This is a genomic window from Actinomadura sp. NAK00032, assembly GCF_013364275.1.
Lineage (GTDB): Bacteria > Actinomycetota > Actinomycetes > Streptosporangiales > Streptosporangiaceae > Spirillospora.
Map to the genome: position 1 here is coordinate 9202255 of NZ_CP054932.1, position 26901 is coordinate 9229155.

The window sequence follows — 26901 nt, forward strand, 5'->3', positions numbered from 1 at the left end:
TTTGCGGGCAGCAGACGTCAGGCCTGGACGCCGGACGTCCGGTCCGTCCGCATGTCCAGCCGGGCACCCCACCAGCGCCGACTCAGCCGACGATCATGGCTGACCATGACGACGGCGCCGTCGTACCCGGTCAGAGCGGTTTCCAGCTCCTCGATGAGGGCGGGCGACAGATGGTTGGTGGGTTCGTCGAGCAGCAGGACGTCCGCCGGCTCGCTGAGCAGGCGCGCCAGCGCGAGCCGCTGCCGACCGCCGGTCGACAGCCGGCCGACCGGCACCGTGAGCCGGTCCGAGTCGAACAGGCCGAGGGACAGCAGCAGTTCGGCGTGCTCGTCCGGCTCCCCCTCGCGGCCACGGGCGAAGGCGGCCAGCACCGATGCGTCCAGATCCTCGAATGCCGGTTCCTGCGGCAGGTAGCCGACGCGGCCGCGCCGGAGGACCCGTCCCTCGTCCGGCTCAAGCTCACCCGCCAGAACGCGGAGCAACGTACTCTTACCCACCCCATTCGGCCCAGTGACCAGCAAATGCTCACCAGCGGAGACGGTGAGGCTCATCCGCTCGAGCCGCTTGGCAACGGCAACACCGTCCGCCTCAAGCACAACACCCCGCACCGAACGGGCGCCCAGCACAGGGGAGAAGTGCAGCGGCTCCGGCGGTGCCGGAACGGGATCGTCGAGAAGGCGGCGCAGCCGTTCCTCGGCGTTGCGCACGCGGCTGGCCAGCGACTGCTGCACGCGGCCGCCCGCCCGGTCGTAGGCCATCTTGTTGCCGTCCTTCATCGGACGGCCCGGAGCCACCTGCCGGGCGGTGGTCGCCGCGGCCTCGCGGAACCGGTCGACATCGGCCCGCCACTGCTCATGCTCCTGCGCCCAGCGCTGCCGGGCCGCCGCCTTCTCCGCGAGGTAGCCGGCGTAGCCGTTCCCGTACCGCACGACGCGGCGCCGGTCGGCGTCCACCTCCAGCAGGTCGGTGGCGACGCGCTCGAGGAAGGCCCGGTCATGTGAGACCGCCACTGTCGTCCCGCGCCGGGTGCGCAGGTGCTCCTCCAGCCACCCCAGCGCGCTCTCGTCGAGATGGTTGGTCGGTTCGTCCAGGAGCAGCACCTCGGGCGCGGACGCCAGGACGGCCGCCAGCCGCAACCGGACCTGCTCGCCACCGGACAGGCTTCCCGCAGTACGGTCGCGGCCCACCAGCCCCAGCCCGAGCCCGTGCAGCGCACGCTCCACGCGGGCATCGGCGTCGTAGCCGCCGCGCAGCTCGAAGACGGTCAGCAGCTCGCCGTACTCGGCCAGCCCCGACTCGTCGCCGGCCGCCATCGCCGCCTCCAGACGGCGCATCCGCCGCTCGACCTGCCGGAGATCGTGCAGCGCCCGGTCGATGACCTGCTGGACGGTCTCGTCCGGCCGCAGCCGCTCGTCCTGGGCCAGATAGCCGACGCCGCCGTCGGCCTGGACGACGACCTCGCCCCGATCGGGGCGTTCACGTCCGGCGAGCAGCCGTAGCAGTGTGGTCTTGCCGGAGCCGTTCTCACCGATGATCCCGGTACGCCCGCCGGCGGCGAGCGAGCAGGTCACGGAGTCAAGGACGACCCTGCCGTCATAGGACTTGCCGACGGCGAGCGCGGTGATCTGTACGGGCAAGCGAGCACTCCAAAGCATTCGAGGACGGGACGGGGCGAACGCTTCGGATGAGCACCGACGACTCCACTAATACGACAACTGATGCATTAAGATGGTGTCACAGCCCATCCCTCCAAGCAATCGGACAACCGGCGATGACCTCCGCGACAACCGGCCGCCGCCCCGGCGGCCGTACCGCCCGCATCCGCGCCCAGGTACTCGACGCGGTCCGCGCGGAACTCGGCGAGCACGGCTACGACGGACTCACCATGGACGCCGTCGCCGCCCGCGCCGGCGTCCACCGCGCCACCGTCTACCGGCGCTGGAGCGACATCGGCGGCCTCCTCGCCGACGTCCTCGACGCGGCGGGCGACGACGACTGGCGCCCGCCGGACACCGGCACCCTGGAAGGCGACCTGGCGTCCCTCAACCACGAGATCCAGGACGCCATGGCCGCCCGGCCCCCGATCATGGCGGCCCTGATCGCCGCCTCGTTCCGCTCCGAGAAGGCCGCCCGCGCCCAGCAACGCCTCTGGGAGGACCGCTACACCCGCTGCGAGATCGTCGTCACCCGAGCCATCGAACGCGGCGAAACCCCACCCGGCACCAACGCCCGCCGCCTACTGATCTCCGCCACCGCTCCCCTGTACCACCACCTGGTCCTCCTCCGCACACCCCCCGACCCGAACCTCCCCGCCCACGCAGCCAAAACCACCACCCTCGCCGCCCAGTCCGGCGCCTTCACCTAACCCACCCCACCCACGCACAAGCCCCCACAGCAAATCTCCGAAGACAAACCCACCACCACTCAACCAACACTCCACCCGACCCCCTCAAGCAACGCCCCGCAGACCAAGCCCCTTCAGGGCCCAGTGGTCGGCAGTGGCAGTCACTCGTGGCCGACACCGCTGGTTACCCCCGGCCCGCTGCATTGAGTCGGCATGCCCGCTGGTTGCCCGGGTCCACTGCATTGAGTCGGCATGCCCGCTGGTTGCCCGGGTCCACTGCATTGAGTCGGCATGACCGGGTCTGTCCAGAGGTGGGCGGCCGTCGCCGACACGCGCGTAGACCCACAAGGGCTATCAGGCCACACGGCCAGCGAGATCACGCCAACTCACAAGCACCGCTGGAGCCCGCAAACACCGCAGGGGCTCGCAAGCACCGTTGGAGCCCGCAAGCACGGCTGACCGGGCTTGGACGAACCCGTACCCGGCGGCCTTGCGCCTCGACCGACCTGGCTGCGGCGCATCTTCAGGCTCTGCGGGCAGCCGGTCGGGTCATTTGCGGCGGCGGCCGCCGTGCTTGGGCTTGCTCTCCTGGGCGGCGATCCGGACGTTCACACCGCTGGGTCCCTTGCCCGGAGTCGCATGGCGGCGGGCGGGCTTGGTCTTGGACGCCGGGCGTCCGGCATCCTTCGCTCCGGCGGGCTTGGCCGGCGCGACAGCGGACATGACGGGGCCCGTCTTGGCGCGGGCCTCGGCGCGGGCGATCTGCTCGCGGGCCTTCTTGACCCGCTTGCGGCCCGTCCCGCCGCGGGCGATGCGGGCCGCCATGCCGTTGCTGCTCGCACCCGCCTGGGCGACGCGCAGGCGGCGCGTCCAGGTGCCGAGGTGTGCGGCGACGATCAGGAGCACCAGCGCGATGCCGACGCTCTTGCCCCACTGGAGCCGGTCGGTCGCCGCGACGTTCTGTGCCTTCGGCGTGTCGGTGGCGATCTGCGGCGCCGGGTAGGCGAAGCCGGGCGTCGCGCCTTCCGGCCGGACGGACGGGAGCGTGATCGGCGACTCGTTGTTGAACGGCGTCAGCGGCGTGTTGGCGCTGGGCACGCCGGAACTCGACGGGAGGGACGGAACAGCCCCGCCCGGGACCGTCGAGGCGGACCCGCCCGCCATCGCCGTTGCCGTGGAGGTGGAGGAGTACAGCGATCCCCCGTCCCCGTTCGACCGCTTCGCCCGGACGCCCACGGAGACCGCGCCGCTCGACCTGGTCAGCGACAGGGTGGTGGAGCAGCTCGTCCCCTGGCACAGGGAAGCCAGGGAGCCGGACTTGGACTTCACGCCGGTACCCGAGAGCGCGTAGCCGGTGAGGTCGTCCTCAACGCCCCGGCTCCACTTCACGACGAGCTTGCGGCCCGACACGTTCGCGCTGACGCCGCCTGGAGCGGCCGGGGGGATCCGCACATGGATGATGCTGGAGTCGTAGATGTGACCGGTCTGCTTGCCCCGCAGAACGATCTTGTAATCCCCGTTCTGGGTGATCGGGAAGGTCCCTGACATGTCGCCGGAGAGGCCGCGCTCCGCGAGGAAGGTGTCCCCGATCCCGGGACCGCTCACCCGCAGTTGCATCGTGATCGCGAAGTCGAAGTGGGCCTTGGCCGTCACCTGGGAGCCGCTCTTGATCACCGTGTCGTTCGCCGGAGAGATCACTTCCGTCGTGGCGGCCTGCGCGGGCAGGGCGCCGAGGATCGGGAAGCTCATCGCAAGGGGCGCCGCGAGCGCGATCGCACCGATCCTGCGAATGATGGTCACGCCTCAGTCCCTTCGACAGCGTCCTGCTCGTCCCATCCCGCCGGGGCCTCGCGGGGGCGCACCGTTTCTGGTGATAACTATGCGCTTACAGCAGCGTAACGTACCACTGGGTAGCAGAAGTCACAGGACGATGACAAAGCGAAACGTGTTGGCATCCTCCGCGACTCACCCCAAGCTATTGACATTCAGTGCAACGAATCGTGTCGCGTCAGGGTACGCCGTCCCGTCCCACAGGACCAGCCCTGGCCCGAGAAACGACCCGCAAGTCCCCGATCCCCATCGGCACCTTCAGCCGGACGGTCACCGAGACCTCCACGTCGCCACCCCTGACCCGGCACTGCGCGAGGCGCGCACCGGAGTCGGCCGCGATCTCCCGAGCCCGCGCGCAGGCCGACCGACCGCCGTCCGCGACCCGCGCCGCCGCGGCCAACGCCGCCATGTCGGCGGCCGCATCACCCCGGTGCCGCGCTCCCCGCACCCCGCCCACCGCGATCGCCGCCACCCCGGCAACCCACACGACAGCAGCAAACGCCACCACCCAAACCGTCCCCGACCCTCGATCGCCACCCCAAACCCGGCTCATCACCACTCCTCGCTCCACACCCCACCCCCACTCCATCGCCGCCGCCTCCCATCCACACGACGCATCCGATGTTCACCCCCCAATCCGCTTGCGAACACATCCGACCGATCTCCCTCGCTAAGCAAGGCGCGCGCAGCAGCCGCTCAACGCAGAACGGGCGCAATCGAGCGCACCGAGGCCCTGGCCCCGCAGCGACACCGACAAGCCAACATCGCCGATCACCACGACTCACCACCCCACCCAACGGCACGCCGCCGCCTCGCCCCCGCCCCGGCCCAACGCGGCGCCGCCCCAACCTCGCCCCGACACGGCACGCGCCCGACCTCGGCGCGGCTGGGGCCCGACGCTGGCCCAGCCCAGCACTGCTGGCGCTGGCCCGGCACTGGCCCGGCACTGGCCCAGCCCGACGCTGCCCCAGCGCTGGCCTGGCCCGACGCGGCGCCGCCCCAACCTCGCCCCGACACGGCACGGGCCCGACCTCGGCACGGCGCGAGCCCGGCCTGGGCCCGACGCGGCACGGCGCTGGCCCAGCCCAGCGTTGTTAGGCCCAGCCCAGCACTGCCGGCGCTGGCCCGGCACTGGCGCTGGCCCGGCACTGGCCCAGCCCGACGCGGCGCCGCCCCAACCTCGCCCCGACACGGCACGCGCCCGACCTCGGCACGGCGCGGGCCCGACGCGGCACGGCGCTGGCCCAGCCCAGCGTTTCGTAGGCCCAGCCCAGCACTGCCGGCGCTGGCCCGGCACTGGCCCAGCCCGACGCGGCGCCGCCCCAACCTCGCCCCGACACGGCACGCGCCCGACCTCGGCACGGCGCGGGCCCGACGCGGCACGGCGCTGGCCCAGCCCAGCGTTTCGTAGGCCCAGCCCAGCACTGCCGGCGCTGGCCCGGCACTGGCCCAGCCCGACGCGGCGCCGCCCCAACCTCGCCCCGGCACGGCACGGGCCCGGCCTCGGCACGGCGCGGGCCCGGCCTCGGCACGGCGCGGGCCCGGCGCGGGCCCGGCTGGCGTGGGCCCGGCACGGCGAGGCACGGCGCTGGCCCAGCCCAGCGTTGGTTAGGCCCAGCCCAGCACGGGCCTGGCCCGACGCGGCGTTGGCCCGGCCTGGCGCGGCACTGGCCCAGCCCGACGTGGCGCGGCGCGGCACTAACCCGGCATTGGTCCGGCGTTGGTCCGGCCCAGCGCGGCACTGGCCCAGCCCGGCACGGCGCGGCACTGACCCGGCACTGGTCCGGCCTGGCGCGGCACTGGTCCGGCCCGGCGCGGGCGCGGTGCCGGCCTGGCCTGGCGCTGGCCCGGCCCGGCTCAGCCCTGGTGGTCCGCGTTACCCCGGCGGCGGCGTGGGAGCGGAAGCCCGGCCTGGCTGATGGGCAGGGCGGGAATCCGTGTCGCGGCCTACACCGGGTTCGGTCGCGGCGGCCACATGGGCATGGGCTGTCAGGGGCGGGAGACCGATGGCGGCCGGCGGGCGCACCGGGACCGAGACGTCCACATGGACGGTGGCCTCGTCTCGGTGCACCCGCACTGCCGCACCCGCCGGGACCATCTTCACCACCAGTTCGCGAACTGCGGTCAGTGACTCTCCCCGGGCCGCCGCGCGGGCCCCGGTCCGGGCGGCGTCCGTACAGGTGAGCTGCACGGACACCGCCATCAAGCCCCACAGCGCGGCCGCGGTGATCAGCACGAGGGCGGGAAGTGCCACGGCGATCTCCGCCGTGGCCATCCCGCGGTCGCTCAGCTCGCGATCTTGAGGGCCTTCTCGATGATCTGTAAGAGCAGCGACTTCACCTGCGAACTCGTCACGATCTTGAACAGCAGGCCGGCGAAGGCCGCCGCGGCGATGGTGCCGACCGCGTACTCCGCGGTGGACATTCCCCGGTCCGCGCACATTCTGGACCATTGCCGCATCACCATCTTCATCGCCCGCATCCGGGCTCCTTTCGCTCGTGATTCGCCTTCAGGCTGCCGGGCGGACGCACCGGCAGGTGACCGAACCGAGTTCTGTGGAAAACCCGGCTCACCTGGGCAGGAGGATCGTCGCGGCGATCCCCGCGACGGCCGGCACGACGCCGAGCAGCACGAAGGCCGGCAGGAAGCACAGGCCGAGCGGGGCGAGCGCCCGGATCCCCGCCGCGCGGGCCCTGGTGGCGGCCGCCGTCCTGGCCACGCGACGCTGGTCTCGCGCCAGGCGGCTGAGGGACGGCGCCAGCGCCGCACCCGTGGACGTCGCTCGGACGGCCGTCCGAGCAAGCGGCGCGAGCATCGGTTCCCGCGTAAGCGCGAGCCAGGCGTCCGCCGGGTCCGCGCCGAGGCTGATCTGAACAGAGACGTCCCGAAGTTCGTCCCCTAACGGACCTCCCACCGCGTCCGCGACCGCAGCGACCGCGCCATGCCAGGGAGCACCGCCGCGCAGGCATGCAGCGAGGAGGTCGACCGCGATGGGAAGGTCGGCGATGAGGCGCGCACGTCTGTGTCGGTCCTCCGCACTCCCCATGCGGCCGAACCAAAACCAGACGCCCCCGGCGGTGAGCGCTCCGACGACCGCACCGGGCAGGCCGCCCAACAGCACTAGGCACAACACGCCTGCGGAACCCGCAGTTGCACGCCGTAGCAGTGCGTCCCGCCGTCGTCTCCCCTGCGAGGAGCCTTCTCTCTCAGCGTCGGTATCGCCGACGCCATCGTGCCGAGAGCCCCGGTGCGGCAGGACCCGGTCACCTGCAACGCCTTTTCTTGGACGAGGTCTTCGGAACTGGCCCGCCAGCCTCTCCTCGGCAACGTTCGTCCCTCTGGGGAGAAGGAACGCCGACAGCGCTGCACACAGCACGGCCGTCAAGGCGATCATCACCTCACCTACTTCCTTTCACCTCTGGGCCTACCTCCGGCTCATCCCGCCGCATCGATCCGCCTGCGGCTCATCCGCCCGCGTCGGCCTTCAACAGCAGACGGGGATGAGAACTCAGCCGTCGCCCGCAACAGGAGTTCCACGCACGCCTGGCCAAAGCGACCCAGCTGCCCAATCGGAGAGGGTCGCCTCCGCGGTCACAAGGCACGCCACCGCCCGCCCCCGACGACGCGTCCTACGCCCAGGCCGCGTTGGCGCGGTGGTCGTGTTGGTGGCAGTGGTCGAGTTGGGTGGCTGTGCGTCGACTTCCTTGGGGCGTGTTGCGGGTTAGTGGGGGGATTCGGCGGATCTGGCCAGGCGGCGGGTCCAGTGGAGGCCGAGCAGGTTGAGGGTCGTGCCTGTGATCAGGCACGCCAGGCCGGGGAGGGTGCCGCAGAGAAAGGGAACCGGGTGGGCGCCCAGGGCGGCCGCCATGCCCATGCCCAGGAGCGGGAGTGCGGCTAGCAGGCGGGCCGTGGCGCGGGGGCTGGCCAGTTGGACGGCCACGTCTTGGCGTTGCGCTTCTTCGTCACGCAGGGCACCCGCCAGGCCGTCCAGGACGGTGGCGAGGGTGCCACCGCGTTCCGCGCCGATGCGCCAGCAGGCCGCCAGGAGGCGAAGGCCTTCCGCCCCTGGACGTGCTGCCAGGTCGTCCAGGTGCTCAGGCGGCGCCCGAGGGGTGCGGAGGAGTTCTGCGGATACCTGCGGGTCAAGGACAGATGCGGCAGCCGTGAACGCCTCGTCCGGGGTCCGGCCGGCGGCGAGTTCGGCGGCCATGGCATCGCAGAGTTCGATCACGGATGTCCGCCATCGCTGCGGTTGGGCTCTGCGTTCTCTCAGTGCGTCGACTCTGGCTCGCAGGAGGTGGAGGGGGTGGGTTGGGCGAGGCATTGTGAGGCGGTCGAGGCGGCGTCGGGCCGTGGAGGGTGTGAGGGCCGTCCAGACGGCGGCGGCCGCGCAGAGGACGGCGAGCGCGGTGATCAATGGTCACCCCGCAGGCGGGCGTGCAGTGCGGGGGCGCCGTCGGCAGGGACGACCTCGCCGGACGTGGTGAACGAGACTGCGGGGATCACGCCTACCAGCCCGTCGGGCGCTCGGCGCAAGATGCAGATCTCGGCCACGCGCCGCCGTCCCCCGCCAGGGTCGCGCGCCAGGTGGACGACGATGTCCAGCGCGGCGGCCAGCTGGCTGTGGACCGCCTCCCGGCTCAATCCCGCCGCGCAGCCAAGGGCTTCCAGCCGGGCTGGCACGTCCGCAGCGGTATTGGCGTGAAGGGTGCCGCAGCCGCCTTCATGGCCCGTATTGAGCGCCTGTAGGAGAACCACTACCTCTGGGCCTCTCACCTCGCCGACGACGAGGCGGTCGGGGCGCATGCGGAGCGCCTGACGGACGAGGTCGTTCAGCGTCACCCCTCCGGCGCCCTCCATGTTCGGTGGGCGAGCCTCCAACCTCACGACGTGCGGATGGGACGGTTTCAGCTCGGCGGAGTCCTCGACGAGGAGGAGTCGTTCGGCCGGGTTCACCAGCGACAACACGCTGCTCAGGAGAGTGGTCTTGCCCGTTCCGGTACCGCCGGTGATCAAGAAGGCGGCGCGGGATTCGATCAGGGCGGCGAGGATCTCGGCGCCCTCGGGCGGGATGGTGCGCGCCGCGACCAGTTCGTCCAGGGTGAAGGCGCGGCGCCTGGGCAGCCGGAGCGACAGGCAGGTGCCGCTCGCGGACACCGGCGGCAGGACGGCGTGGAGCCGGACACCGCCCGGCAGGCGGGCGTCGGCGTAGGGGGCCGCGTCGTCGAGTCGGCGGCCGGCGGCGGCCGTGAGGCGCTGTGCCAGGCGCCGCAGGGACGCTTCGTCCGTGAAGCGGACCGGCGTGCGGACGAGACCGGCACCCGTGTCGGCCCAAACCTCGTCCGGGCCGTTGACGAGGACGTCGGTGACATCCGGGGAGCGCAGCAACGGTTCCAGCGGACCGGCGCCGACGAACTCGGCGCATAACTCGTCCGCCAGTGTCAGTACCTCACGGTCGCCGAGGAGGCGCCCCTCCGCCCGCAGCGCCACGGCGACCCGGCCGGTCGTCGCCTCCCCGCCACTGCCGGCGAGCCGATCCCGCACCGCGTCCGACAACTTGGTCATACCGCCTCCTGGTCTCTCTGCCGTGTCCCTGTGGGTGCACACCGGCGTTCTCTGCGGGCGTGCCAGTTGACGTCAGCCGGCCGCATCGAAGCCCCGACTGCGTCGCTTGCGCACGCCCGCCCCAGCGGCCGGGATGTTGCTGACGGAGTAGGAGTGCCCCGCGACCGGGGCGGACCAGCCGTCCGCTCCGGTCGGATCCAGTGGCGCCTGTGGCTGCCCACCGCGCGGCGCTGATCATTCTGTTGGCCTTGGGCGGCCTCATCGCGCCTTCTGGCTGTGTCTTGCAGGTACGGCGCGCGGTGCCGACCGGCGTGCCGCTTTGGCTCGGAGGCCCATCGCCCTCCTCACCTGCCTTGCGGATGCGCCGCACAGCAACGCCCCCGCGTGTGCCGCCATGTGGGTAGGCCGCGTGGTGCCGGCCTCTTGGTGGGGACGTTCATCGCGCCTTCCGCTTCGTGTTTTGCAGGTACAGCGCGCGGGCTGATCGGGTTGCTGCTCTGGGCGGGGAGCACTCGGCGCCTCCTCTGGATCGCTGCTTGTAGGTGCACCCCACGCGGCGCTGGTCGTCTCGTTGGCCTCGGGCGGAGGTCTCGTCGCACGTTCTGTGTGGGACTTGTGGGTACGCCGCGCGGGGTCGGAGCGCTCGCCGCGCCTTCTACGTGGTGCCCCTGGGGACGCGGTGCGCGGGGGTGGTCGGGTGCTGGTCTGGGTGGGGAGGGCTCGGTGCGTGTCCCCCGGTGGCTTCTTGCGGGTCGGTCGGGTTAGGCGGCTTCTCGGTAGGCGTAGGGCTGGAGGGCCAGGTCGGCGAGGGTTTTGGTGCAGAAGTCGGCCAGGGGGCCGCGGCGGCAGGCGCGTTCCAGGTCGCCCTCTTCTACGGCGGCGGGGAGGCGGCGGTCGCGGTCGTAGGTGCCGGCGGACGGGATGTCCAGGGCGCGGGCGATCGCGTCGGGGGTGAGGCCGCCGGGGGCCGGGCCCTGGATGACGAGGCGCAGGTCGGAGGTGTGGCGGCGGAAGTTCGCGGCGATCCCGGCGGCGGCGACGGTGGCGCGGACCTCGGCGGGGACGAGCAGGAAGGTGGCGGTGGCGGCGCTGAGCGCGGCGCGGCCGATGTCGCCGGGGTAGCGGGGGACGTCGGCGATGACGAGGTCGAAGCCGCGGGCGGCGGCGTCGAGCAGGGCGCGCACGGCCTCGTCGGGGATCGGGACGGGTTCGCCGCGCCGCCAGGACAGCACGGACAGGTCGCCCGAGCCGGGGAGGGTCTCGCGGAGGGCGGCGGTGTTCAGGCGGCCGCGCCGTTCGGCGAGGTCGGGCCAGCGGACGCCCTCGTGGCCCTCCAGGCCCAGCATGAGGTCGATGCCGCCGCCGAGCGGGTCGGCGTCGAGGAGGAGGGTGCGCAGGCCCTGGCCCGCGGCGGTGAGGGCGAGCGCGGCGGCGAGGACGCTGGCGCCGACGCCGCCCCGGGAGCCGCCGACGCAGACGGTGGTGGCCCAGCCGCCCTCGGGTTCGCAGGCGGCGGCGAACGCGTTGATCAGCCAGTCCTCGTGGTCGGGGAGCACGGCGACGTCCTGCGCGCCGGCCTCGACCGCGAGGCGGTACGCCTCCGATGTGTCGCCGTCGGTGACGAGGACGATGCCCTGGCGGCGCGGGAGGCCGGCGGACGCCACCTCCGCGGCCAGGTCGGCGCCCACGAGGATCAGGGCGGGCCAGGTCCAGGCGGGTCTGGCCTCGTCGGCACCGTAGGCGACCTCGGCGTGGGCGTCGGCGGCGGCCGCGAGGCGGAGCAGGCCGTCGGCGAGGGCGGGGTCGCTCGTGACGATCAGTGCCGCAAGGTTCATCGGATGCTCCCTCGATGTTTCGGAGACATCCACCTTGCGGAGCCGGGGAACCCCCGCGACGAGGTTCCGCGAACTGTGGATAACTTCGCCGGCGGGCGGGCGGTGGCGGGGGGACCGCCACCGCCCGGCCGCTCGACGACTGGGCGACCCCCGCCGGGGGGGGAGAGCGGGGGTCGCCGGGCGGTCCGGCTCCGGGGGGGTAGAGCCGGTCCGCTTTCCAGGAAAGTCTCAGTGGAGTTCGGGCCGAGCCGTGCGTAAGTCCGCCCTATGGGAGAGGCAAACTCACTGACTCCAGTCTAGGCAGTACAACATATGCTGCCCGATCGTCGAGAGTTCCGTCGAGACACAAACTCACCCGGCTCATGGCGATTTTCTCATCCGCCGGGACGACGCGCTCGCCGGGGCGCCCGCACGGCGCCCCTTCCCCTCCACGGCAGGGCGTCCCGCCCCGCGCGCAGCGGGACGGAAGTGGGAGCGTACAGCAGAACTAAAGATCCTTCCGGCCACATCGCCGATCGGTCGCCAAATGGAAACGATCACAGTGTGTGATCAATTCTCTGACCATCATGGCAGTTACGGATAGTCCGGAATATCCCACAGCAGCCTCGCCGGTCACCGGCGTCCCGTTCGGTGCCGCCCGCGGCCGCGGCCGGCACTTTGCGAATAGGGGCTTGTCAACAGGGTGAATGAGGCGTAGACAGGTCCTAAGGACCACGGTCCTGGCACGGCAGCCGGGCACCCACGCGCGACCAGCCGCGGGAGGCGCGTCGAGACGGGCTTGACCCGATCCGACGGATTTGAGGTGCACGCTTGGTAACCCGGTGTGACGTGTTCGGCGGCGGCGCTCCCGAGCGGAGCGCCGCCCGCTTCATGTCCGGCCGGCGCTAGTCGCGGACTTCCAGCCCCAGAGCCATCGCCAGCACGATCGCCTGGTGCGGGTCGATCACCGCGCCCTTCAGCGGGGTGGCGAACGGGTCCACGGACGAGAGGTCGCTGCCGCGCAGATCACAGCCCGAGAAGTCGGCTTGGTGAAGGTATGCCCCTGAAAGGTCGACTCGCCGCATCTCGGCTTCGACGCATCGCGCGCCGGTGAGGTCGGCCTCGCGCATGCGCACGTCGGTGAACGACGTGCGCCGCAGGTCGGCGCCCGGCAGGCCGGTGAACGACCAGTCGCCGCCCTTCACCTTCAACAGGTCGTATGTGCACGAATCGAACATGCTGCCCACGAGCTTGCAGCCCGCGAAGGTCGCGTCGAAGAAACCGCACCGCACGAAGGTGCAGTTCACGAACGCGGCGTCCGTGTGGGTGGAGGCGTTGAAACGCACTCCGCGGAACGTGCAGTCGGTGAAGACGGCGCCGGTACCGGTGGCCTCGGTCATGTCCACGTCCACGAACAGGGCGTTCTCGTGGCTCTCGCCCGTCAGGTCGCGCGAGTCCCAGTTCACTGAGGCGATCTTGGTATCGGTGGGCGCCGCCGGTCGTCCGTGCATGCGTTCGGCCATACAGGCCAGCATGGCCGAACCCACCGACAGAACTCAGCCCCGCATGAACGCTTCGCAGATGGCCTGCGAGTCCCGTGCGGCGGCGGCCACGGCCGACGAGCAGTGGACGACCCACCGCGCGACGCCCTCGGACGTGCCGGATGAGTAGTCCCGTAGGGCGGGCGCGTAGTCGTCCACCAGTTCCAGGTGCCCGACCTCGGGTGCGACCAGGGATTTGGGGTCGAGCCCACGGGAGACCAGTGTGAGCCGCTGGGCAGCGCGTGCGACCAGCCCGTCCCCCCAGCCGAAGGGGCGCAGGGTCAGCAGTTCACCGTGCACGATGGCCGCGACCACGAGCGCGGGGGCTTTCGTGGTGGAGGTCAGCAGCCCGCTGAGCGCGTCCAGGCGCGCGGCCACCTCGGACGGCGACGGCGGCTCGCCAAGGCCGAGAACGTCCTTCACGGCGGCGTCGGTTGTGCGGGGGCGTCCGAGGTCGGCGTTGTCCACCGCGTCCGCCGCCGCCAGGACGTGGAGCCGCGCGAGTGCCTGCCGGGGAGCGTTCCGCCAGACGTCCGTCAGCGTTCCCAGCTCGGCCGACACGCGAAGCGAGCCCTGCACGACGGGGTCGGACGGGCTCTCGGTGGTGCGGAGCTCGTCCAGCGTGACCGGCGCACCGTCGAGGACGGCCGAGGCCCTGGCGCCGCGCAGCGCGGACTCCGTGGACACCTCGGCACTGCGCCGCCGCAGGATGCGATGGCCGAGCAGCCGGTCAACGGCCTTGCGCGCGTCATCGACGGCGCCGGCCACCCCGGGCAGTTGCGCTACATCAGCAAGGGCATCGGTCACGGCCCGACTTTATGCGGTCCCCACCTGCGCCCGCGAAACGGCCCACACCCCACATCGCTGCCTGGGCGCTCGCATAACGCGCCGTGGAGTCGTAGAACGGAGACGGTTCCCGGATAGCGGACCTGGGAAGGCCAGTCGTGTCGGGGATCACAGCACGCCCGATCCGTGGGAGCCGGTCGCGTTCGTCCCCCACTTCAGGGGGCCCGGCCTTGTGAAGACCGGGACCTTCCTGGTGGAGTGGGGATACCGGGCGACCCCGCATCACCTAGCAAGGAGTTCGCGTTGAGCCAGAGCCAAGAGACATTGTCGAACCTTCTGCAGGAGACGCGCCGCTTCGCCCCGCCCGCCGATCTCGCCGCCTCCGCCAACGTCAAGGCCGACGCCTACGAGCAGGCCGCGGAGGATCGCCTGGGCTTCTGGGCCGAGCAGGCCGAGCGCCTCCTCACCTGGACCAAGCGGTGGGACGAGGTCCTGGACTGGAGCAATCCCCCGTTCGCCAAGTGGTACGTGGGCGGCGAGCTGAACGTCGCCTACAACTGCGTAGACCGTCATGTGGAGGCGGGACGGGGAGCGAAGGTCGCCTACCACTGGGAGGGCGAGCCCGGGGACACCCGTACGCTCACCTATGCCGACCTACAGCGTGAGGTGAACAAGGCCGCCAACGCCCTGCTCGAACTGGGCGTGCGCAAGGGCGACCGGGTGGCGATCTACCTGCCGATGATTCCCGAGCTGCCGATCTCGATGCTGGCGTGCGCGCGCATCGGCGCGACCCACTCGGTGGTGTTCGGCGGCTTCTCGTCCGAGGCCCTCCGGACCCGCATCGACGACGCGCAGGCCAAGCTCGTCATCACCGCGGACGGCGGGTTCCGGCGCGGCAAGCCGTCCGACCTCAAGGGCATCGTGGACGAGGCCGTCGCGCAGACGCCGACGATCGAGCACGTCCTCGTGGTGCGCCGCACCGGCGAGCAGGTCACCGAGCACGACCGCGACCTGTGGTGGCACGACGTCGTCGAACGGCAGAGCGAGGAGCACACCGCCGAGCCCATGGACTCGGAGCACCCGCTGTACATTCTGTACACGTCGGGGACTACGGGTAAGCCGAAGGGCATCCTGCACACCACGGGCGGCTACCTGACGCAGTGCGCCTACACGCACTGGGCCGTGTTCGACCTCAAGCCCGAAACGGACGTCTACTGGTGCTCGGCCGACATCGGCTGGGTGACCGGGCACTCCTACATCGTGTACGGGCCGCTCGCCAACGGGTCGACCAGCGTCATCTACGAGGGGACCCCTGACACGCCCAACAAGGGGCGCTGGTGGGACGTCATCCAGAAGTACAAGGTGTCCATCTTCTACACCGCCCCCACGGCGATCCGCACGTTCATGAAGTGGGGCGACGACATCCCCGCGCAGTACGACCTGTCGTCCCTGCGCGTCCTCGGGTCGGTCGGCGAGCCGATCAACCCGGAGGCCTACATCTGGTACCGCAAGAACATCGGCGCCGACCGGACGCCGGTGGTCGACACGTGGTGGCAGACGGAGACCGGCGCCATCATGATCAGCCCGCTGCCGGGCGTCACGTCGGCGAAGCCCGGCGCGGCGATGCGCCCGCTGCCCGGCATCGCCGCGGACGTGGTGGACGACCAGGGCCAGTCGGTGCCGAACGGCGGCGGCGGGTTCATGGTGGTCCGGGAGCCGTGGCCGGGCATGCTCCGCACGATCTGGGGCGACGACGAGCGGTACGTCAAGACGTACTGGTCGCGCTTCGAGGGCCTCTACTTCGCCGGTGACGGCGCCAAGAGGGACGAGGACGGCGACATGTGGCTCCTCGGCCGCGTGGACGACGTCATGCTCGTGTCCGGGCACAACATCTCCACGACGGAGGTGGAGTCGGCGCTGGTCGCGCACCCGAAGGTCGCCGAGTCGGCGGTCGTCGGCGCGACCGACCCGGTGACCGGGCAGGCGATCGTCGCGTTCGTCATCCCGCGCGGCGACGCCGGCGGCGACGTGGAGGGCGAGGACTTCCTGCGCGAGCTCCGCGAGCACGTGTCCAAGACGCTCGGCCCGATCGCCAAGCCGCGCCAGATCATGATCGTCCCGGAGCTGCCGAAGACCCGCTCCGGCAAGATCATGCGCCGGCTGCTCCGGGACGTCGCCGAGAACCGCAGCATCGGTGACGTCACGACGCTGGCCGACAGCACGGTCATGGACCTGATCTCGGAGAAGCTGCCCGCGGCCAAGTCCGACGACTGACCTACGACCGGCCCCGCAAGAACGGCCCGTGCCCGCCCTGGGCGCGGGCCGTTCCGGGCTGTAGGTGGGCCGTTCCGTGCTGTGGGCGGGCCCTGGGCGGACGGCAGGGAGATCGAGCAGGTAAAATGTCCTCTGGTGCGCCGGGAAGTCTGGTCGGCAGGGACGTCCCGTAGTGGTGTACGGGACGGTCCTTGACCGACCGTCCGTCACCTTCCCGGGGGTTCTCCGCATGCCGCGCCCGACCATGAGGCGCCGCGTCGCCACGACGTGGCCCGTCCGTCCGACCGTCCGCTACAGCACGCAGGTCGCCAGCGCGCTGCGCATGGAGACGATCGGCGGGGTCGTCATGCTGCTGGCGGCGATCGCCGCGCTGGTGTGGGCCAACACGCCCTGGGCGGACGCCTACGAGAGCCTCCGTACGTTCGAGATCAGCCCGCACTGGCTGCACCTCGGGCACATGGACGTGCAGCACTGGGCGTCGAGCGGTCTGCTGGCGGTGTTCTTCTTCATCGCCGGGCTTGAACTGCGCGAGGAACTGACGCACGGCGAGCTGCGTAATCCGCGGGACGCGGCCCTGCCGGTGATAGCGGCGGCGGCCGGTGTGGTGATGCCCGCGCTCATCTTCGTCATGGTGAGCGCCGGGGAGCCGGGTGCGCTGCGGGGCTGGGCCGTACCGACGGCGACGGACATCGCGTTCGCGCTGGCCGTGCTCGCCGTGACATTCACCTCATGCCCCGCGCCCCTGCGCGCGTTCCTGCTGACGCTCGCCGTGGTGGACGACCTGATAGCCATCGCCATCATCGCGCTCTTCTACACGGACACCTTGCACTGGACGTTCCTGGGCCTCTCGGTGGTCCTCGTGGCCGTCTACGGGGTGCTGCAGAACAAGAACTTCCGCTCGCCGTGGGTGTACGTGCCCATCGCCGTCCTGGCCTGGTACTTCCTTCAGCGGAGCGGGATCCACGCAACGGTCGCCGCCGTCGCCCTGGGGATGCTCACCAGCCCCAAGGAGACCCCTGACGGACGGGCTACGAACGCAGAGCGCGCCGACCACTTCCTACGGCCGTTCTCGGCCGGCGTGTGCGTGCCCGTGTTCGCCTTCGTATCGGCCGGTGTCGGGCTCGGCGCGTCCCAGCTGGGCGCCGTGTTCACCGACCGGGTGGCCCTCGGCGTCATCGCCGGACTGGTGATCGGTAAGTTCTTGGGGGTCTTCGGCGGCGCCTGGGCGGCGGTCAAGCTCAACCTGGCGACGCTCGGGGAGGACCTGCACTGGCATGAGATCGCGGGGGTCGCGCTCCTCGCCGGGGTGGGTTTCACCGTTTCGCTGCTGATCGGCGGTTTGGCCTATACCGACCCGTCACAATTCGAGAGAGTGACGACTGCGGTCCTGATCGCGAGCGTTCTCGCCTCGGCGGCCGCGGCCGTCGTCTTCCGGAGAAGGGTGCGTGTGCGCGCGCGCCCGGACTAAGGAGTAAAGCGATATGTCCGAGGCACTACCGGGCGAGCGCGTGGAGGACAAGTCCGTCGGCGAGCTGGTCGCGCTGGCGTCGAGCAACGTCTCCGACCTTGTCAGGGCCGAGATGTCCCTGGCCAAGATGGAGCTGAAGGCCGACGCCAAGAAGGCGGCGCTGAGCAGCGTGATGGTCACCATCGCCGCGGTGATGGGCGGACTCGTCGTCATCCTGCTGTCGATCTCGTTCGCGCTGGGGCTTGCGGAACTGGGCATCTGGCCGTGGCTGGCGTTCCTCATCGTGTCCATCGTCTACGTGGGGCTCGCCGGCGGGCTGATGCTCCTCGCCAAGCACTACATCAAGCGGATCGAGGGCGCGAAGCGCACCCGCAAGACGCTGAAGGACGACTTCACCGCACTGCGCCGCCGCGGCGACTCCGACGAGATCGAGGCCGGCGGCAAGGACGCCGGCACGCTCGAGCCGACGGGCTGACCGACGCCATGTCCGGGCACGACGCGTCGCTGATCGAGGTCGACGGGCCATGGGTCCACCGGCAGGTCAGCGCCGGGGGGACGCGGTTCCACGTCGCCGAGGCCGGCGAGGGCCCGCTCGTCCTGCTGCTGCACGGCTTCCCGGAGTTCTGGTGGTCGTGGCACAACCAGCTGGTCTCGCTGTCCGCGGCCGGCTACCGGGCCGCCGCCGTCGACCTGCGCGGGTACGGCGGCAGCGACAAGCCGCCGCGCGGCTACGACCTGGTGACGCTGGCCCGGGACGCCGCCGGGCTGGTCCGCGCGCTGGGCGAGGCCAACGCGATCATCGTCGGGCACGACTGGGGCGGGCTGCTCGCGTGGACGACGGCCGTCTACCACCCGAAGACCGTCCAGCGGCTGGCGGTGGTGAGCGCCCCGCATCCGCTGCGGCTGCGGCAGGCCGTCGCCGGGGACCCGCGCGGCCAGGGCTGGGCGACGCGGCACACGTTCGGTTTCCAGGTGCCGCTGTGGCCTGAGCGGCGCCTTGTCCGCGACGATGCGGCGCTGGTGGGCAAGCTCCTGCACGACTGGTCCGGGCCAGGCTGGCCGGACGAGCGCACAGAGCGGCTCGTACGGAAGGCAGTGCAGATCCCTGGGGCGGCCCACAGCGCGCTGGAGTACCATCGTTGGCTGATCCGGTCGCAGGCCCGTCCAGACGGCATCCGCTACGCGCACCGTATGCGCGCCCCCATTCAGGTGCCCACGCTCCAACTGCACGGCGCGCTCGACACCTGCACCCTCCCGGCCAGTGCACAGGGCTCAGGCCGCTACGTGTCGGCCCCCTACCGGTGGAAGCTCATCGAAGGCGCCGGTCACTTCCCCCATCAGGAACGTTCTCGCGCGTTCGACGCGCAGCTCCTCGGCTGGCTGGCCGACCCGGAGCCGGAACGCTGAACCCCGGGCGTACGGTGGAGCCATGCGCGATCGGGACGAGTCTGGACGCCCACGCAACGCACGCCCGCGGGACGCCTACGGACGTCCACTGCCCCATGGCGCCACAGGCATCCCCACCATGCCGGACGACCTCGACATGCCGCCGGCGGACGCGCTGGTCGAGGCGCAGAGCCTGCTGGACGCCGACCGTCCGTTCCATGCCCACGAGGTACTGGAAGCAGTGTGGAAGGCCGCCCCTGAGCCCGAACGGGAGCTATGGCGGGGTCTGGCACAGGTCGCCGTAGGGATAACCCACCTTCGCCGGGGAAACGCACGCGGTGCCGAAGCGCTCCTGAGCCGCGCCGCCGAACGTCTCGTTCCCTACGAAACCGATGCCCCGCACAACATCGACGTACGGGGAGTCGTCAAGCAGGCACGGGAGCTGGCCGCAAGCCCTGAGCACGGCCCCATAACCCTCCGCCTCACCACCACGGCCTGAGCCGACCCCGTCAGTCGGAGCAGTTCTGGGTGGAGACCGGGGTGGTCGCCTGGGCGCCCGCGCGCGCGTCGGCCTCGACCTCCCCGGCGGTGAGCGCGTAGCCGGTGGACGGCGTGTCGAGCGCCGCCGCGAAGATGACGCCGTAGACGCGCCCGTCCGTGGACAGCAGCGGCCCGCCGGAGTTCCCCGGCTCGACCTTGCCGCGGATGGCGTAGATCTCGCGGCTGACCTGCCCGGAGTGGTAGATGTCCGGGCCGCGCGCCGTCTGCCGGGCGCGGATCCGGGCGGCGCCCGGCGTGAACGGCTGGTTCTTCGGGAACCCCGCGATGATCGCGTCGTCGCGGACGCGGGCCTCCTTGGCGAACTGCAGCGCGGGCGCCCGCAGCCCCGGCACGTACAGCACGGCGATGTCCCGCTTGGGGTCGTACAGGACGACCCGCCCGCGCTCGCTCTCGCCGTTGATCAGCGACACCTTCGAGGAGCCGCGCGCCCCGGCGACGACGTGCGCGTTGGTCATGACGTGCTGCGGCGCGAAGACGAACCCGGTGCCTTCGATGCGCCGCTGGCACTGCGGCGCGGTGCTGACCACCTTCACGATGCTGTTCTTGGCGGCCTTCAGCCCCCGCGTGCTCAGCACGGACTCGTCCGGCGGCGGCACCTGCACCACCGACTCCCCGCCGAGGCCGTTGAAGACCTGCGGGAACTCGCTGCTCTTCACGAACCCCTGGAACGAGGTGAACCAGGTCTGCGCCTGCCCGGGCATCACGTCGTTGATGCCGTTGATGATCGAGGAGCCCTTGACCTGCGTCCGGACGGGCTTGAACTCAGAGTTGGCGACCAGGCTGCCGAAGAACCAGGCGACGATCAGCAGCGACATCGCGCTGACGAAGGTGCCGCCGACCGCGTCCGCGGTGCGGGCGTTCATGCCGGTCACCCGGTTGCGCAGGACGGCGCCGACCGAGGAGGCGATCAGCTGCCCGAGGGTGGCGGCCAGGAACGCGATCACGATGGCGAGCAGGGCCTGCTGCGCGGCGCCGTCGACCGCGGACTCGGCGATCGGCGGGGCGATCAGCACTCCGATGACGCCGCCGCCGACGAAGCCGGCGAAGCTGAGCAGGCTCACGATGAAGCCCTGCCGGTAGCCCGAGACTCCGAACAGCACGACGAGCACGAGCAGGATCAGGTCGAGAACGTGGTCGTGCAGCACCGCTCAACCGTATAGTGCCGCGCCGCCGCAGCACGTCCCCTCGATGTACCAGATTGGGGTGCGCCGGGTAGCCGTCAGGGGTGACACGCGGCCGTGACCATGGCCATGCCCTCCGGATACGGGGCTGTGACCTGCGGATCTTGCCCGCAGGACGCAAGATGTCGATTTGATCGCAATATTGGAGATTCTCACTCGCGCGCGGCGAGGTCCACGTCCCGGGGCGGCAGGTCCTCGACATGAGACATGTCCCACGGCCGGTTCCAGCCCCCGGCGTCCAGCACCTGGATGAGCAGCGCGGCCGTGAAACCCCAGACGAGCATGTCGCGGACGCGGAACGCGGGCCCGAGCCTGGTCCCGGACGGGTGCCGGATCATCAGCCGGTTCGCCGGGTCGACCAGCTCGCCGATCGGGACGCGCGCGACCAGCGCGACCTCGCCGGGGTGGCCGGGGGCGATCTCCGACGGCTCGCGCCACCAGCCGGCGACGGGCGTGACGCGGTGCTCGCTGTGGGGCAGGTACAGCTCGGGCAGCGTGCACAGGACGTCCACGCCGGACGGTTCGACGCCCGCCTCCTCCCACGCCTCGCGCAGCGCGGCCGCGACCGGGCCGTCGTCCTCGGGGTCGATGCGGCCGCCGGGGAACGCGGGCTGCCCGGCGTGCTTGTTCAGCGTGGCGGCGCGCTCGGTGAGCAGCACGTCGGGGCCGTCGGGGCCGTCGCCGAACAGGATCAGGACGGCGGCGGCGCGGGCGCCCGGCGCGGGCCGGAACATCGGCGGCACCGGCACCCGGGGGCCTTCCGCGCGGAAGCGGGCGAGCCAGTCGGGAGTGTTGGGGGCGGTCTCGGTCACATCCGTCCCAACCGCGGAACGCCCGCGTTCCTTCCCGCCGTGCCCGTCCCCGCCGTGCCCGTCCCCGCCGTGCCTGTTCCCGCCGTGCCGAGGCGTCATGAGAACGGGCCGGGCTTGACGAGCTTGCGGGCGGTCTCCTCGTCGGTCGGCCCTTCGCCGAAGGACGGGCAGAGCCGCGCGAGCGGGCACGCACCACAGGCCGGACGGCGGGCATGGCAGATCCTGCGGCCGTGCCAGATGAGCCTGTGGGACAGCATCGTCCAGTCCTTGCGCGGGATCAGTTCGCCGATCTCCTGCTCGACCTTCACAGGGTCGTCTTCGGCCGTCCAGCGGAACCGCCGTGCGAGGCGGCCGAAGTGGGTGTCGACGGTGATTCCGGGGACGTCGAACGCGTTCCCCAGGACGACGTTGGCCGTCTTGCGTCCGACACCGGGCAGCTTGACGAGGTCTTCGAGCCGCCCTGGGACCTCGCCGTCGAACTGGTCGCGCAGTGCCGCGGACAGCCCCATCACCGACTTGGTCTTGGCGCGGAAGAACCCGGTGGGCTTCAGGATCGCCTCGACGTCCTCCGGGTCGGCCGCGGCGAGGTCTTCCGGGGTGGGGTACTTGGCGAACAGTTCCGGCGTCGTCAGGTTGACCCGCATATCGGTGGTCTGCGCGGACAGGACGGTTGCCACGAGGAGCTGGAACGGGCTGCCGAAGTTCAGCTCGCAGTGCGCGTCCGGGTAGGTCTCGGCCAGGATCCGGTTGATCCGGCGCGCCCGCCGGACGAGCCCGAGCCTCGTCTCGTCCTTCCACTTCCGAGCACGCGCCTTCGGGGTCGCCTCCGTCGCCATACCGGCCAGCCTAAGGCGTCGGCGGCCGGATCCGGCCGTACCTGGGTTTTCGGCCGAGGCGCGTAATCGGTCCGCGCGCGCGCCGTCTCTCCTGCACGTCGTCTCTCCTGACACGTCGTCCCCGAAGGAGATCTCATGTCCGACCTCAGCCAGGTGGTCCTGCTGCCGGTGCGCCGGATCGAGCTCGACCTGTCGTTCGAGGGGGCCGCCCGGATCGCCGAGGATCTCCGTGACCATGTGCCGGGCATCGCCGCCGAGGCGGTGCGGCGGATCGAGCAGCGGCTGCCGGAGTTCGTGCGGCCGCACGACCCCCGGTACGCCAAGGCGATGGTGCTGGGCGTCGAGTGCGCCATCGGCCATTTCCTGGAGCTGATGGCCGATCCCGGGGCGTCGTCGGCGGAGGTGGTCGAGTTCTGGCGGCAGATCGGCGTCGGGGAGGCCAGCGAGGGGCGGACGCTGGACGCGTGGCAGGCGGCGACGCGGATCGGGACGGGCCTCGCGGTGGAGCAGCTCACCGAGTGCGCCGAGCGGCTCGGGCACCGGACGAGCCCGGCCAACATCGCGGCCATCGCCAACGCGGCCCTCGACTACCTGAACCAGGTGGCGGCGATCGTCGCCGAGGGCCACGCGGACGCCGCCGCCCGCGCCGCGGGGGCGCGCCAGGAGCACCGGCGGCGGCTGCTGGAGCTGCTGCTGGGCGAGGCGTCCGCGCAGGAGCTGCGCGGTCCGGCGCGGGAGGCGGACTGGGCGCTGCCCCGCACCGTCGCCGCCGTCGCGCTCCGCGAGCACGGGTCCGACGCGCGGCATCCGGCGCTGCCGCCGGACGTCCTGCTGGGCCTGCACCTGGCGGAGCCGTGCCTGATCGTCCCCGACCCGGAGGGCCCCGGCCGTGCCCGGATGCTGGAGCGGCACCTGCACGGCTGGACGGCGGCGATCGGCCCGGCGGTCGCGCCGGCCGACGCGGGCACGTCGCTGCGGCCGGCGCGCGAGGCACTGGGGCTGGCCTGCCAGGGGCTGATCACCGCCCCCTCGCCGGTGGTCGCCGAGCGGCACATGCCGATCATCGTGATGATGCGGGAGCGGGTGCTGGTCGAGAAGGTGATGGACCGGCGGCTCGCGCCGCTGCTGCGCGCCCGCCCGGCGCAGCGCTACCGGCTGGCCGAGACGCTGCTGACCTGCCTGGAGTGCGGCTTCAACGCCACGGAGGTGTCGGGTCACCTGCATCTGCACCCGCAGACCGTCCGGTACCGGCTGCGGCAGCTGGAGGACCTGTTCGGCGACGCGCTCCACACCACGTCGGACCGTCTGGAACTGCACATGGCGCTGCGTGCATGGCTCGCCCTCAACGCCGAACCCGCCGCCGCGCGGGACGACCTCAGCTACGGGTAACGCCGATGTGGTCAGCCAGTGCCCTCGATGGCCCACCCCTGGGCGGCCATACCCGCGTAGGAGGAGGGCTTCAGCGACACCGGTTTCAGCCCGGACCAACTTGCCTGGAGGTAGTAGCCCTCACCGTTGCTGAGCCGGTAGACCGACGGCGCGGTGCGCGCCATCGTCCAGACCTGGTGCGCGCCGCCGCAGGGCGCCATGACCACCGAGTACTCGCTGCCGCCCTCCCAGGGGACGCCCGCCGACGCCTCGCCCCGGGCCATGCACTGCCCGGTGGAGGAGCTCGTCAGCGTGAAACCGCCCCCGCTGTTCTGGCGCTTCCAGCCGGTGGTGGAGTCGGAGCAGGAACGCTGCACCACCGCCGTGCCGCTCGGCGCCAGGCACGATTGCAGCGTCGTGTTGCGCACCCGGTAAGGGCCCGCACCCGTTGCCGCACCGGGGGTAGCGCCTGCGCCAGGGGCGGTGCCGCTCCGTCCAGGGGTTCGTGTTGCGGCGGCGTAGTCGGAACTCTGGACGTCCTGCGGCGCCACAGGAGTCTGCGGGGCAGGCGCAGTGGACGACCGGACGACCTCTGGGGGCGCCTGGGCGCCGTCCCCTCCCGTACTGAACAGGATGATCGCGAGCCCGGTCGCGATGCCGCCCGCCACGGCGGCGGGCAGTGCCCACCCCGCCCCGGACGCCGCCGAGCCGAATGGAGCGAGCGGGCTGAACGGTGCCGAAGGCGCGCCCAACAGCACGGCACCGATGGGCAGAGCGCGCCGCAGCCGCCCGTTGAGATCGGTCATCTCCTTGGACGCGCGCCTGCATTCATCGCACGACTCCAGGTGCCGGCGCAGCGCACGTGTACGGCGCCGACCTGGGCGGCGGACGTTCGCGGCGAGCTGGGCGGTGAACTCCGCGCATTCGGGACGTCCTCCCGCGCTCGCGGCGAGGAACGCCTGGCGAAGCCCCTCGCGCGCGCGGAACGACAGTTGGGAGACCGCTCCCTTCTCCATGCCGAGCAGGTCCGCGACCTGCGCGATGGGCTCGTCCTCGATGACCGTGTACCAGAGGACGGTCTGCCACCGCTCGGGCAGGGAGCGGAAGGCGCGCACGAGCGCGTCCAGCTCGTCGACGTCCGGCGGAGGGTCGTCTTCGGGGACGGAGGCCCAGTCGGCGACCTCGTCGGTCACGACGGTGCGGCGGTCACCGCGTGCCCAGTCGGTGGCCGTGTTCCGGACCACCGTGTAGAGGTAGGGCCTACAGGCGTCACGCGGCCCGTGCCCCTGGCGCATCGCCGCGAACGTGCGGGTGAACGCCTCGCTGGTGAGGTCCTCCGCGAGGTGCTGGTCCCTGACTAACCCCCGCGCGTACCTCAGCACGGCCGTGTGGTGCCGCCGGAACAGCTCCTCAGACGCGTGCTCGTCACCGTCCGCGGCTGCCGCCAGAAGGTCGGCGTCCGGCCGCGCCTCCACGCCCGCTACCACCACGCCATCCAACCTGTGGCCCGCATGTCACCACAACCCTCATAGGTCGCCTGTCACCGCACGGGGAGACGCCGGTTCTGTACCGCCATTACGGAAATTCGCGGCCAACCTTAAAAAGACGAGCGTGTTCTTTAATGTTAGAGTCGCGGTATGATCCTTGATTCCTCCCGGTGGGACAGGTCCCCGTGGCCGGCGACCCTCGCCGGACGGCGCGTGCTGATCACCGGCGCGGCGCGGGGCATCGGCGCGGCCCTCGCCGCCAGGCTGCACGGACGTGGCGCGCGCGTAGCGCTCGCCGGACTCGAACCCGACCTGCTCGCCTCCGTCGCCGCCGACTGCGGGGACGCCCCCTGGTGGACGTGCGACGTGACCGACCGCGGCAGGGTCGAGGAGGTCGTGAACAGCGCGGTGCAAGAGCTGGGCGGCCTCGACGTGGTCGTCGCCAACGCCGGTGTGGCCGCGCAGATGCCCATCATCGGCGGCGACCCGTCCGTCCTGGAGCAGAGCCTTAGGGTGAACGTGCTCGGCGTCTACAACACCCTTCGTGCTGCCGGACCCCACATCAGCCACGAGCGTGGCTACGCGCTGGCCGTGGCGTCCCTTGCCGCAGCCGTCCAGGCGCCTTTGCTGGGTGCGTATAGCGCGTCCAAGGCGGCGGTGGAGGCGATGGGCAACACGCTCAGGTCCGAACTGAAGCCGTGGGGTGCGAAGGCAGGCGTGGCCTACTTCGCCGAACTCGACACCGACATGACGCAGCGGGGCTTCAGCACCGAGGCCGCGTCCGCCCTGACGAGCGCGAGGTCGTCGACCAGCTTCGTCTCGAAGGTCACGCCGCTGCGGGTCGGCATCGACGCGCTGGAGCGCGGGATCGCGCGCCGTTCCAAGCGCGTCGTGGCCCCCTGGTGGGTCGGCGGCGTCCTGCCGGTCCGGATGCTCGCGCAGCCCCTGGTCGACCGCGCCGTCCAGCACGACCTGCGCCGCATCCTGGACGTCGCGCGCAAGGAGCAGGTCGAACTGACCACGCCGCAACCGGACTCCAGACGGTGACCGCGCCGCGCGCCACGCCCGGCGGGCTCCGCGACGTCGGCGCACTGAACTGGGCCTTCTGCCAGGCCGCGGGTCTCGTCGCCGGGACGAACCCGCCCAACCTCTTCCTGACCCTCGCGCGCCGCCGCGGCCTGTTCCGCGGCTGGCTGGGGTTCGCCGGACGGCTCATGCCCGGCGGCACCCTGCCCCGCCGCGAGACCGAACTGGTGATCCTCCGCGTCGCGCACCTGCGCGACTGCCGCTACGAGTTCGACCACCACGTCCGCCTGGGGCGCCGCACCGGCGTCCGCGCGCCGGACGTCGAGCGCGTCAAGGCCGGGCCGTCCGCCGCCGGCTGGACGCCCCGCGAGCAGGCGATCCTCACCGCCGCCGACCGGCTGCACACCGAGCGGGACCTGGACGACGAGACCTGGACGCGGCTCCGCACCCACCTCACCGAGGGGGAGTGCGTCGAGCTGACCATGCTCGCCGGCCACTACGAGATGCTCGCCACCGCGATCACCGCCCTCCGCGTCCAGCCCGACGTGCCCCGCCGAGGCCCGCGCCCCCGCCGCCCCGGAGGCCGCTGACCCGGAACCGCCCCCCAGGAGGTCACCGCCAT

24 protein-coding genes are annotated in these 26901 nt (G+C 71.8%); 9 read left to right on the forward strand and 15 right to left on the reverse strand.

All coding sequences use genetic code 11. From position 1 onward, the window contains the following. Positions 1-17 precede the first annotated feature (17 nt). Entirely contained in the window at positions 18-1637 is a 1620-nt protein-coding gene (gene abc-f, locus HUT06_RS42505; RefSeq protein WP_176200866.1) for a ribosomal protection-like ABC-F family protein, read from the reverse strand. A 134-nt stretch (positions 1638-1771) separates the two neighbouring features. Between abc-f and HUT06_RS45470 the strand changes: the two genes are divergently transcribed. Beyond that, positions 1772-2365, forward strand: a complete 594-nt coding sequence (locus HUT06_RS45470) for a TetR/AcrR family transcriptional regulator (RefSeq protein WP_176200867.1) — start codon at positions 1772-1774, stop codon at positions 2363-2365. A gap of 528 nt (positions 2366-2893) precedes the next feature. On the opposite strand, the gene HUT06_RS42515 is transcribed toward HUT06_RS45470, so the two are convergent. From HUT06_RS42515 to HUT06_RS42560, 10 genes are all read right to left on the reverse strand, one after another. Then, on the reverse strand, positions 2894-4144 hold the full coding sequence (locus HUT06_RS42515) for a hypothetical protein (RefSeq protein WP_176200868.1): 1251 nt from the start codon (positions 4142-4144) through the stop codon (positions 2894-2896). A 208-nt stretch (positions 4145-4352) separates the two neighbouring features. Beyond that, a complete protein-coding gene (locus tag HUT06_RS42520) occupies positions 4353-4763 on the reverse strand; it encodes an Rv3654c family TadE-like protein (RefSeq protein ID WP_217711665.1) in 411 nt (136 codons plus the stop codon). Positions 4764-6050: 1287 nt separating this feature from the next. Beyond that, positions 6051-6449: a TadE family type IV pilus minor pilin gene (locus HUT06_RS42525; RefSeq protein ID WP_176200870.1), complete on the reverse strand. Its 399-nt coding sequence runs from the start codon at positions 6447-6449 to the stop codon at positions 6051-6053. A gap of 11 nt (positions 6450-6460) precedes the next feature. After that, the gene (locus HUT06_RS42530) at positions 6461-6655 is read right to left on the reverse strand and encodes a DUF4244 domain-containing protein (protein WP_176200871.1); all 195 of its coding nucleotides are present in this window, start codon (positions 6653-6655) and stop codon (positions 6461-6463) included. A gap of 88 nt (positions 6656-6743) precedes the next feature. Then, positions 6744-7568, reverse strand: coding sequence for a type II secretion system F family protein (locus tag HUT06_RS45760; protein ID WP_176200872.1), 825 nt, complete (start codon positions 7566-7568; stop codon positions 6744-6746). A 327-nt stretch (positions 7569-7895) separates the two neighbouring features. Continuing rightward, entirely contained in the window at positions 7896-8405 is a 510-nt protein-coding gene (locus HUT06_RS42540) for a type II secretion system F family protein (RefSeq protein WP_254715690.1), read from the reverse strand. A 182-nt stretch (positions 8406-8587) separates the two neighbouring features. After that, a complete protein-coding gene (locus tag HUT06_RS42545; protein WP_176200873.1) occupies positions 8588-9739 on the reverse strand; it encodes a TadA family conjugal transfer-associated ATPase in 1152 nt (383 codons plus the stop codon). Positions 9740-10500: 761 nt separating this feature from the next. Further along, positions 10501-11574 carry a septum site-determining protein Ssd gene (gene ssd / locus HUT06_RS42550; protein WP_176200874.1) on the reverse strand — a complete coding sequence of 358 codons (1074 nt, stop codon included), beginning with the start codon at positions 11572-11574 and terminating at the stop codon, positions 10501-10503. A gap of 884 nt (positions 11575-12458) precedes the next feature. Then, positions 12459-13076 (reverse strand): pentapeptide repeat-containing protein, encoded by a 618-nt coding sequence (locus tag HUT06_RS42555; RefSeq protein ID WP_176200875.1) that lies wholly within the window; start codon positions 13074-13076, stop codon positions 12459-12461. A 33-nt stretch (positions 13077-13109) separates the two neighbouring features. Continuing rightward, positions 13110-13901 carry a Fic family protein gene (locus HUT06_RS42560; protein WP_176200876.1) on the reverse strand — a complete coding sequence of 264 codons (792 nt, stop codon included), beginning with the start codon at positions 13899-13901 and terminating at the stop codon, positions 13110-13112. Between the two features lie 282 nt (positions 13902-14183). On the opposite strand from HUT06_RS42560, the gene acs reads away from it, so the two are divergent. The 5 genes from acs to HUT06_RS42585 all read left to right on the forward strand — a co-directional run bounded on the left by acs (position 14184) and on the right by HUT06_RS42585 (position 19507). Continuing rightward, positions 14184-16154 (forward strand): acetate--CoA ligase, encoded by a 1971-nt coding sequence (acs, locus tag HUT06_RS42565; RefSeq protein ID WP_176200877.1) that lies wholly within the window; start codon positions 14184-14186, stop codon positions 16152-16154. A gap of 229 nt (positions 16155-16383) precedes the next feature. After that, positions 16384-17622: a Na+/H+ antiporter NhaA gene (nhaA, locus tag HUT06_RS42570; RefSeq protein ID WP_254715691.1), complete on the forward strand. Its 1239-nt coding sequence runs from the start codon at positions 16384-16386 to the stop codon at positions 17620-17622. Between the two features lie 13 nt (positions 17623-17635). Next, entirely contained in the window at positions 17636-18097 is a 462-nt protein-coding gene (locus tag HUT06_RS42575) for a phage holin family protein (RefSeq protein ID WP_176200878.1), read from the forward strand. Between the two features lie 8 nt (positions 18098-18105). Continuing rightward, the gene (locus tag HUT06_RS42580) at positions 18106-19029 is read left to right on the forward strand and encodes an alpha/beta fold hydrolase (RefSeq protein ID WP_176200879.1); all 924 of its coding nucleotides are present in this window, start codon (positions 18106-18108) and stop codon (positions 19027-19029) included. A 118-nt stretch (positions 19030-19147) separates the two neighbouring features. Next, complete coding sequence (locus tag HUT06_RS42585; protein WP_254715692.1) at positions 19148-19507, forward strand: DUF309 domain-containing protein; 360 nt, start codon at positions 19148-19150, stop codon at positions 19505-19507. Positions 19508-19517: 10 nt separating this feature from the next. Here the strand turns inward: HUT06_RS42585 and HUT06_RS42590 are convergent, their stop codons facing one another. From HUT06_RS42590 to nth, 3 genes are all read right to left on the reverse strand, one after another. Beyond that, complete coding sequence (locus tag HUT06_RS42590) at positions 19518-20714, reverse strand: MarP family serine protease (protein WP_176200881.1); 1197 nt, start codon at positions 20712-20714, stop codon at positions 19518-19520. A gap of 188 nt (positions 20715-20902) precedes the next feature. Beyond that, on the reverse strand, positions 20903-21562 hold the full coding sequence (locus HUT06_RS42595; RefSeq protein ID WP_254715693.1) for a CoA pyrophosphatase: 660 nt from the start codon (positions 21560-21562) through the stop codon (positions 20903-20905). Between the two features lie 95 nt (positions 21563-21657). Next, positions 21658-22398 carry an endonuclease III gene (nth, locus tag HUT06_RS42600; RefSeq protein ID WP_176200883.1) on the reverse strand — a complete coding sequence of 247 codons (741 nt, stop codon included), beginning with the start codon at positions 22396-22398 and terminating at the stop codon, positions 21658-21660. A 135-nt stretch (positions 22399-22533) separates the two neighbouring features. On the opposite strand from nth, the gene HUT06_RS42605 reads away from it, so the two are divergent. Further along, on the forward strand, positions 22534-23787 hold the full coding sequence (locus HUT06_RS42605) for a CdaR family transcriptional regulator (protein WP_176200884.1): 1254 nt from the start codon (positions 22534-22536) through the stop codon (positions 23785-23787). 11 nt (positions 23788-23798) lie between these two features. On the opposite strand, the gene HUT06_RS42610 is transcribed toward HUT06_RS42605, so the two are convergent. After that, the gene (locus tag HUT06_RS42610; protein ID WP_176200885.1) at positions 23799-25256 is read right to left on the reverse strand and encodes a sigma-70 family RNA polymerase sigma factor; all 1458 of its coding nucleotides are present in this window, start codon (positions 25254-25256) and stop codon (positions 23799-23801) included. Positions 25257-25403: 147 nt separating this feature from the next. Here HUT06_RS42610 and HUT06_RS42615 point away from each other — a divergent pair, with 147 nt between their 5' ends. Together HUT06_RS42615 and HUT06_RS42620 are read left to right on the forward strand one after the other, a co-directional pair. Further along, a complete protein-coding gene (locus HUT06_RS42615) occupies positions 25404-26300 on the forward strand; it encodes an SDR family NAD(P)-dependent oxidoreductase (protein WP_176200886.1) in 897 nt (298 codons plus the stop codon). Beyond that, the gene (locus HUT06_RS42620; RefSeq protein ID WP_176200887.1) at positions 26297-26869 is read left to right on the forward strand and encodes a carboxymuconolactone decarboxylase family protein; all 573 of its coding nucleotides are present in this window, start codon (positions 26297-26299) and stop codon (positions 26867-26869) included. The genes HUT06_RS42615 and HUT06_RS42620 overlap by 4 nt, the downstream gene beginning before the upstream one ends. Positions 26870-26901 lie beyond the last annotated feature (32 nt).

Coding starts and splice junctions, on each gene's coding strand:
- HUT06_RS45470 (WP_176200867.1), top strand. CDS start 1,772: ATGACCTCCGCGACAACCGGCCGCCGCCCCGGCGGCCGTACCGCCCGC.
- HUT06_RS42520 (WP_217711665.1), bottom strand. CDS start 4,763: ATGGAGTGGGGGTGGGGTGTGGAGCGAGGAGTGGTGATGAGCCGGGTT.
- HUT06_RS42525 (WP_176200870.1), bottom strand. CDS start 6,449: ATGGCCACGGCGGAGATCGCCGTGGCACTTCCCGCCCTCGTGCTGATC.
- HUT06_RS42530 (WP_176200871.1), bottom strand. CDS start 6,655: ATGCGGGCGATGAAGATGGTGATGCGGCAATGGTCCAGAATGTGCGCG.
- HUT06_RS45760 (WP_176200872.1), bottom strand. CDS start 7,568: ATGATCGCCTTGACGGCCGTGCTGTGTGCAGCGCTGTCGGCGTTCCTT.
- HUT06_RS42545 (WP_176200873.1), bottom strand. CDS start 9,739: ATGACCAAGTTGTCGGACGCGGTGCGGGATCGGCTCGCCGGCAGTGGC.
- ssd (WP_176200874.1), bottom strand. CDS start 11,574: ATGAACCTTGCGGCACTGATCGTCACGAGCGACCCCGCCCTCGCCGAC.
- HUT06_RS42555 (WP_176200875.1), bottom strand. CDS start 13,076: ATGGCCGAACGCATGCACGGACGACCGGCGGCGCCCACCGATACCAAG.
- nhaA (WP_254715691.1), top strand. CDS start 16,384: ATGCCGCGCCCGACCATGAGGCGCCGCGTCGCCACGACGTGGCCCGTC.
- HUT06_RS42575 (WP_176200878.1), top strand. CDS start 17,636: ATGTCCGAGGCACTACCGGGCGAGCGCGTGGAGGACAAGTCCGTCGGC.
- HUT06_RS42580 (WP_176200879.1), top strand. CDS start 18,106: ATGTCCGGGCACGACGCGTCGCTGATCGAGGTCGACGGGCCATGGGTC.
- HUT06_RS42585 (WP_254715692.1), top strand. CDS start 19,148: ATGCCGGACGACCTCGACATGCCGCCGGCGGACGCGCTGGTCGAGGCG.
- nth (WP_176200883.1), bottom strand. CDS start 22,398: ATGGCGACGGAGGCGACCCCGAAGGCGCGTGCTCGGAAGTGGAAGGAC.
- HUT06_RS42605 (WP_176200884.1), top strand. CDS start 22,534: ATGTCCGACCTCAGCCAGGTGGTCCTGCTGCCGGTGCGCCGGATCGAG.
- HUT06_RS42615 (WP_176200886.1), top strand. CDS start 25,404: ATGATCCTTGATTCCTCCCGGTGGGACAGGTCCCCGTGGCCGGCGACC.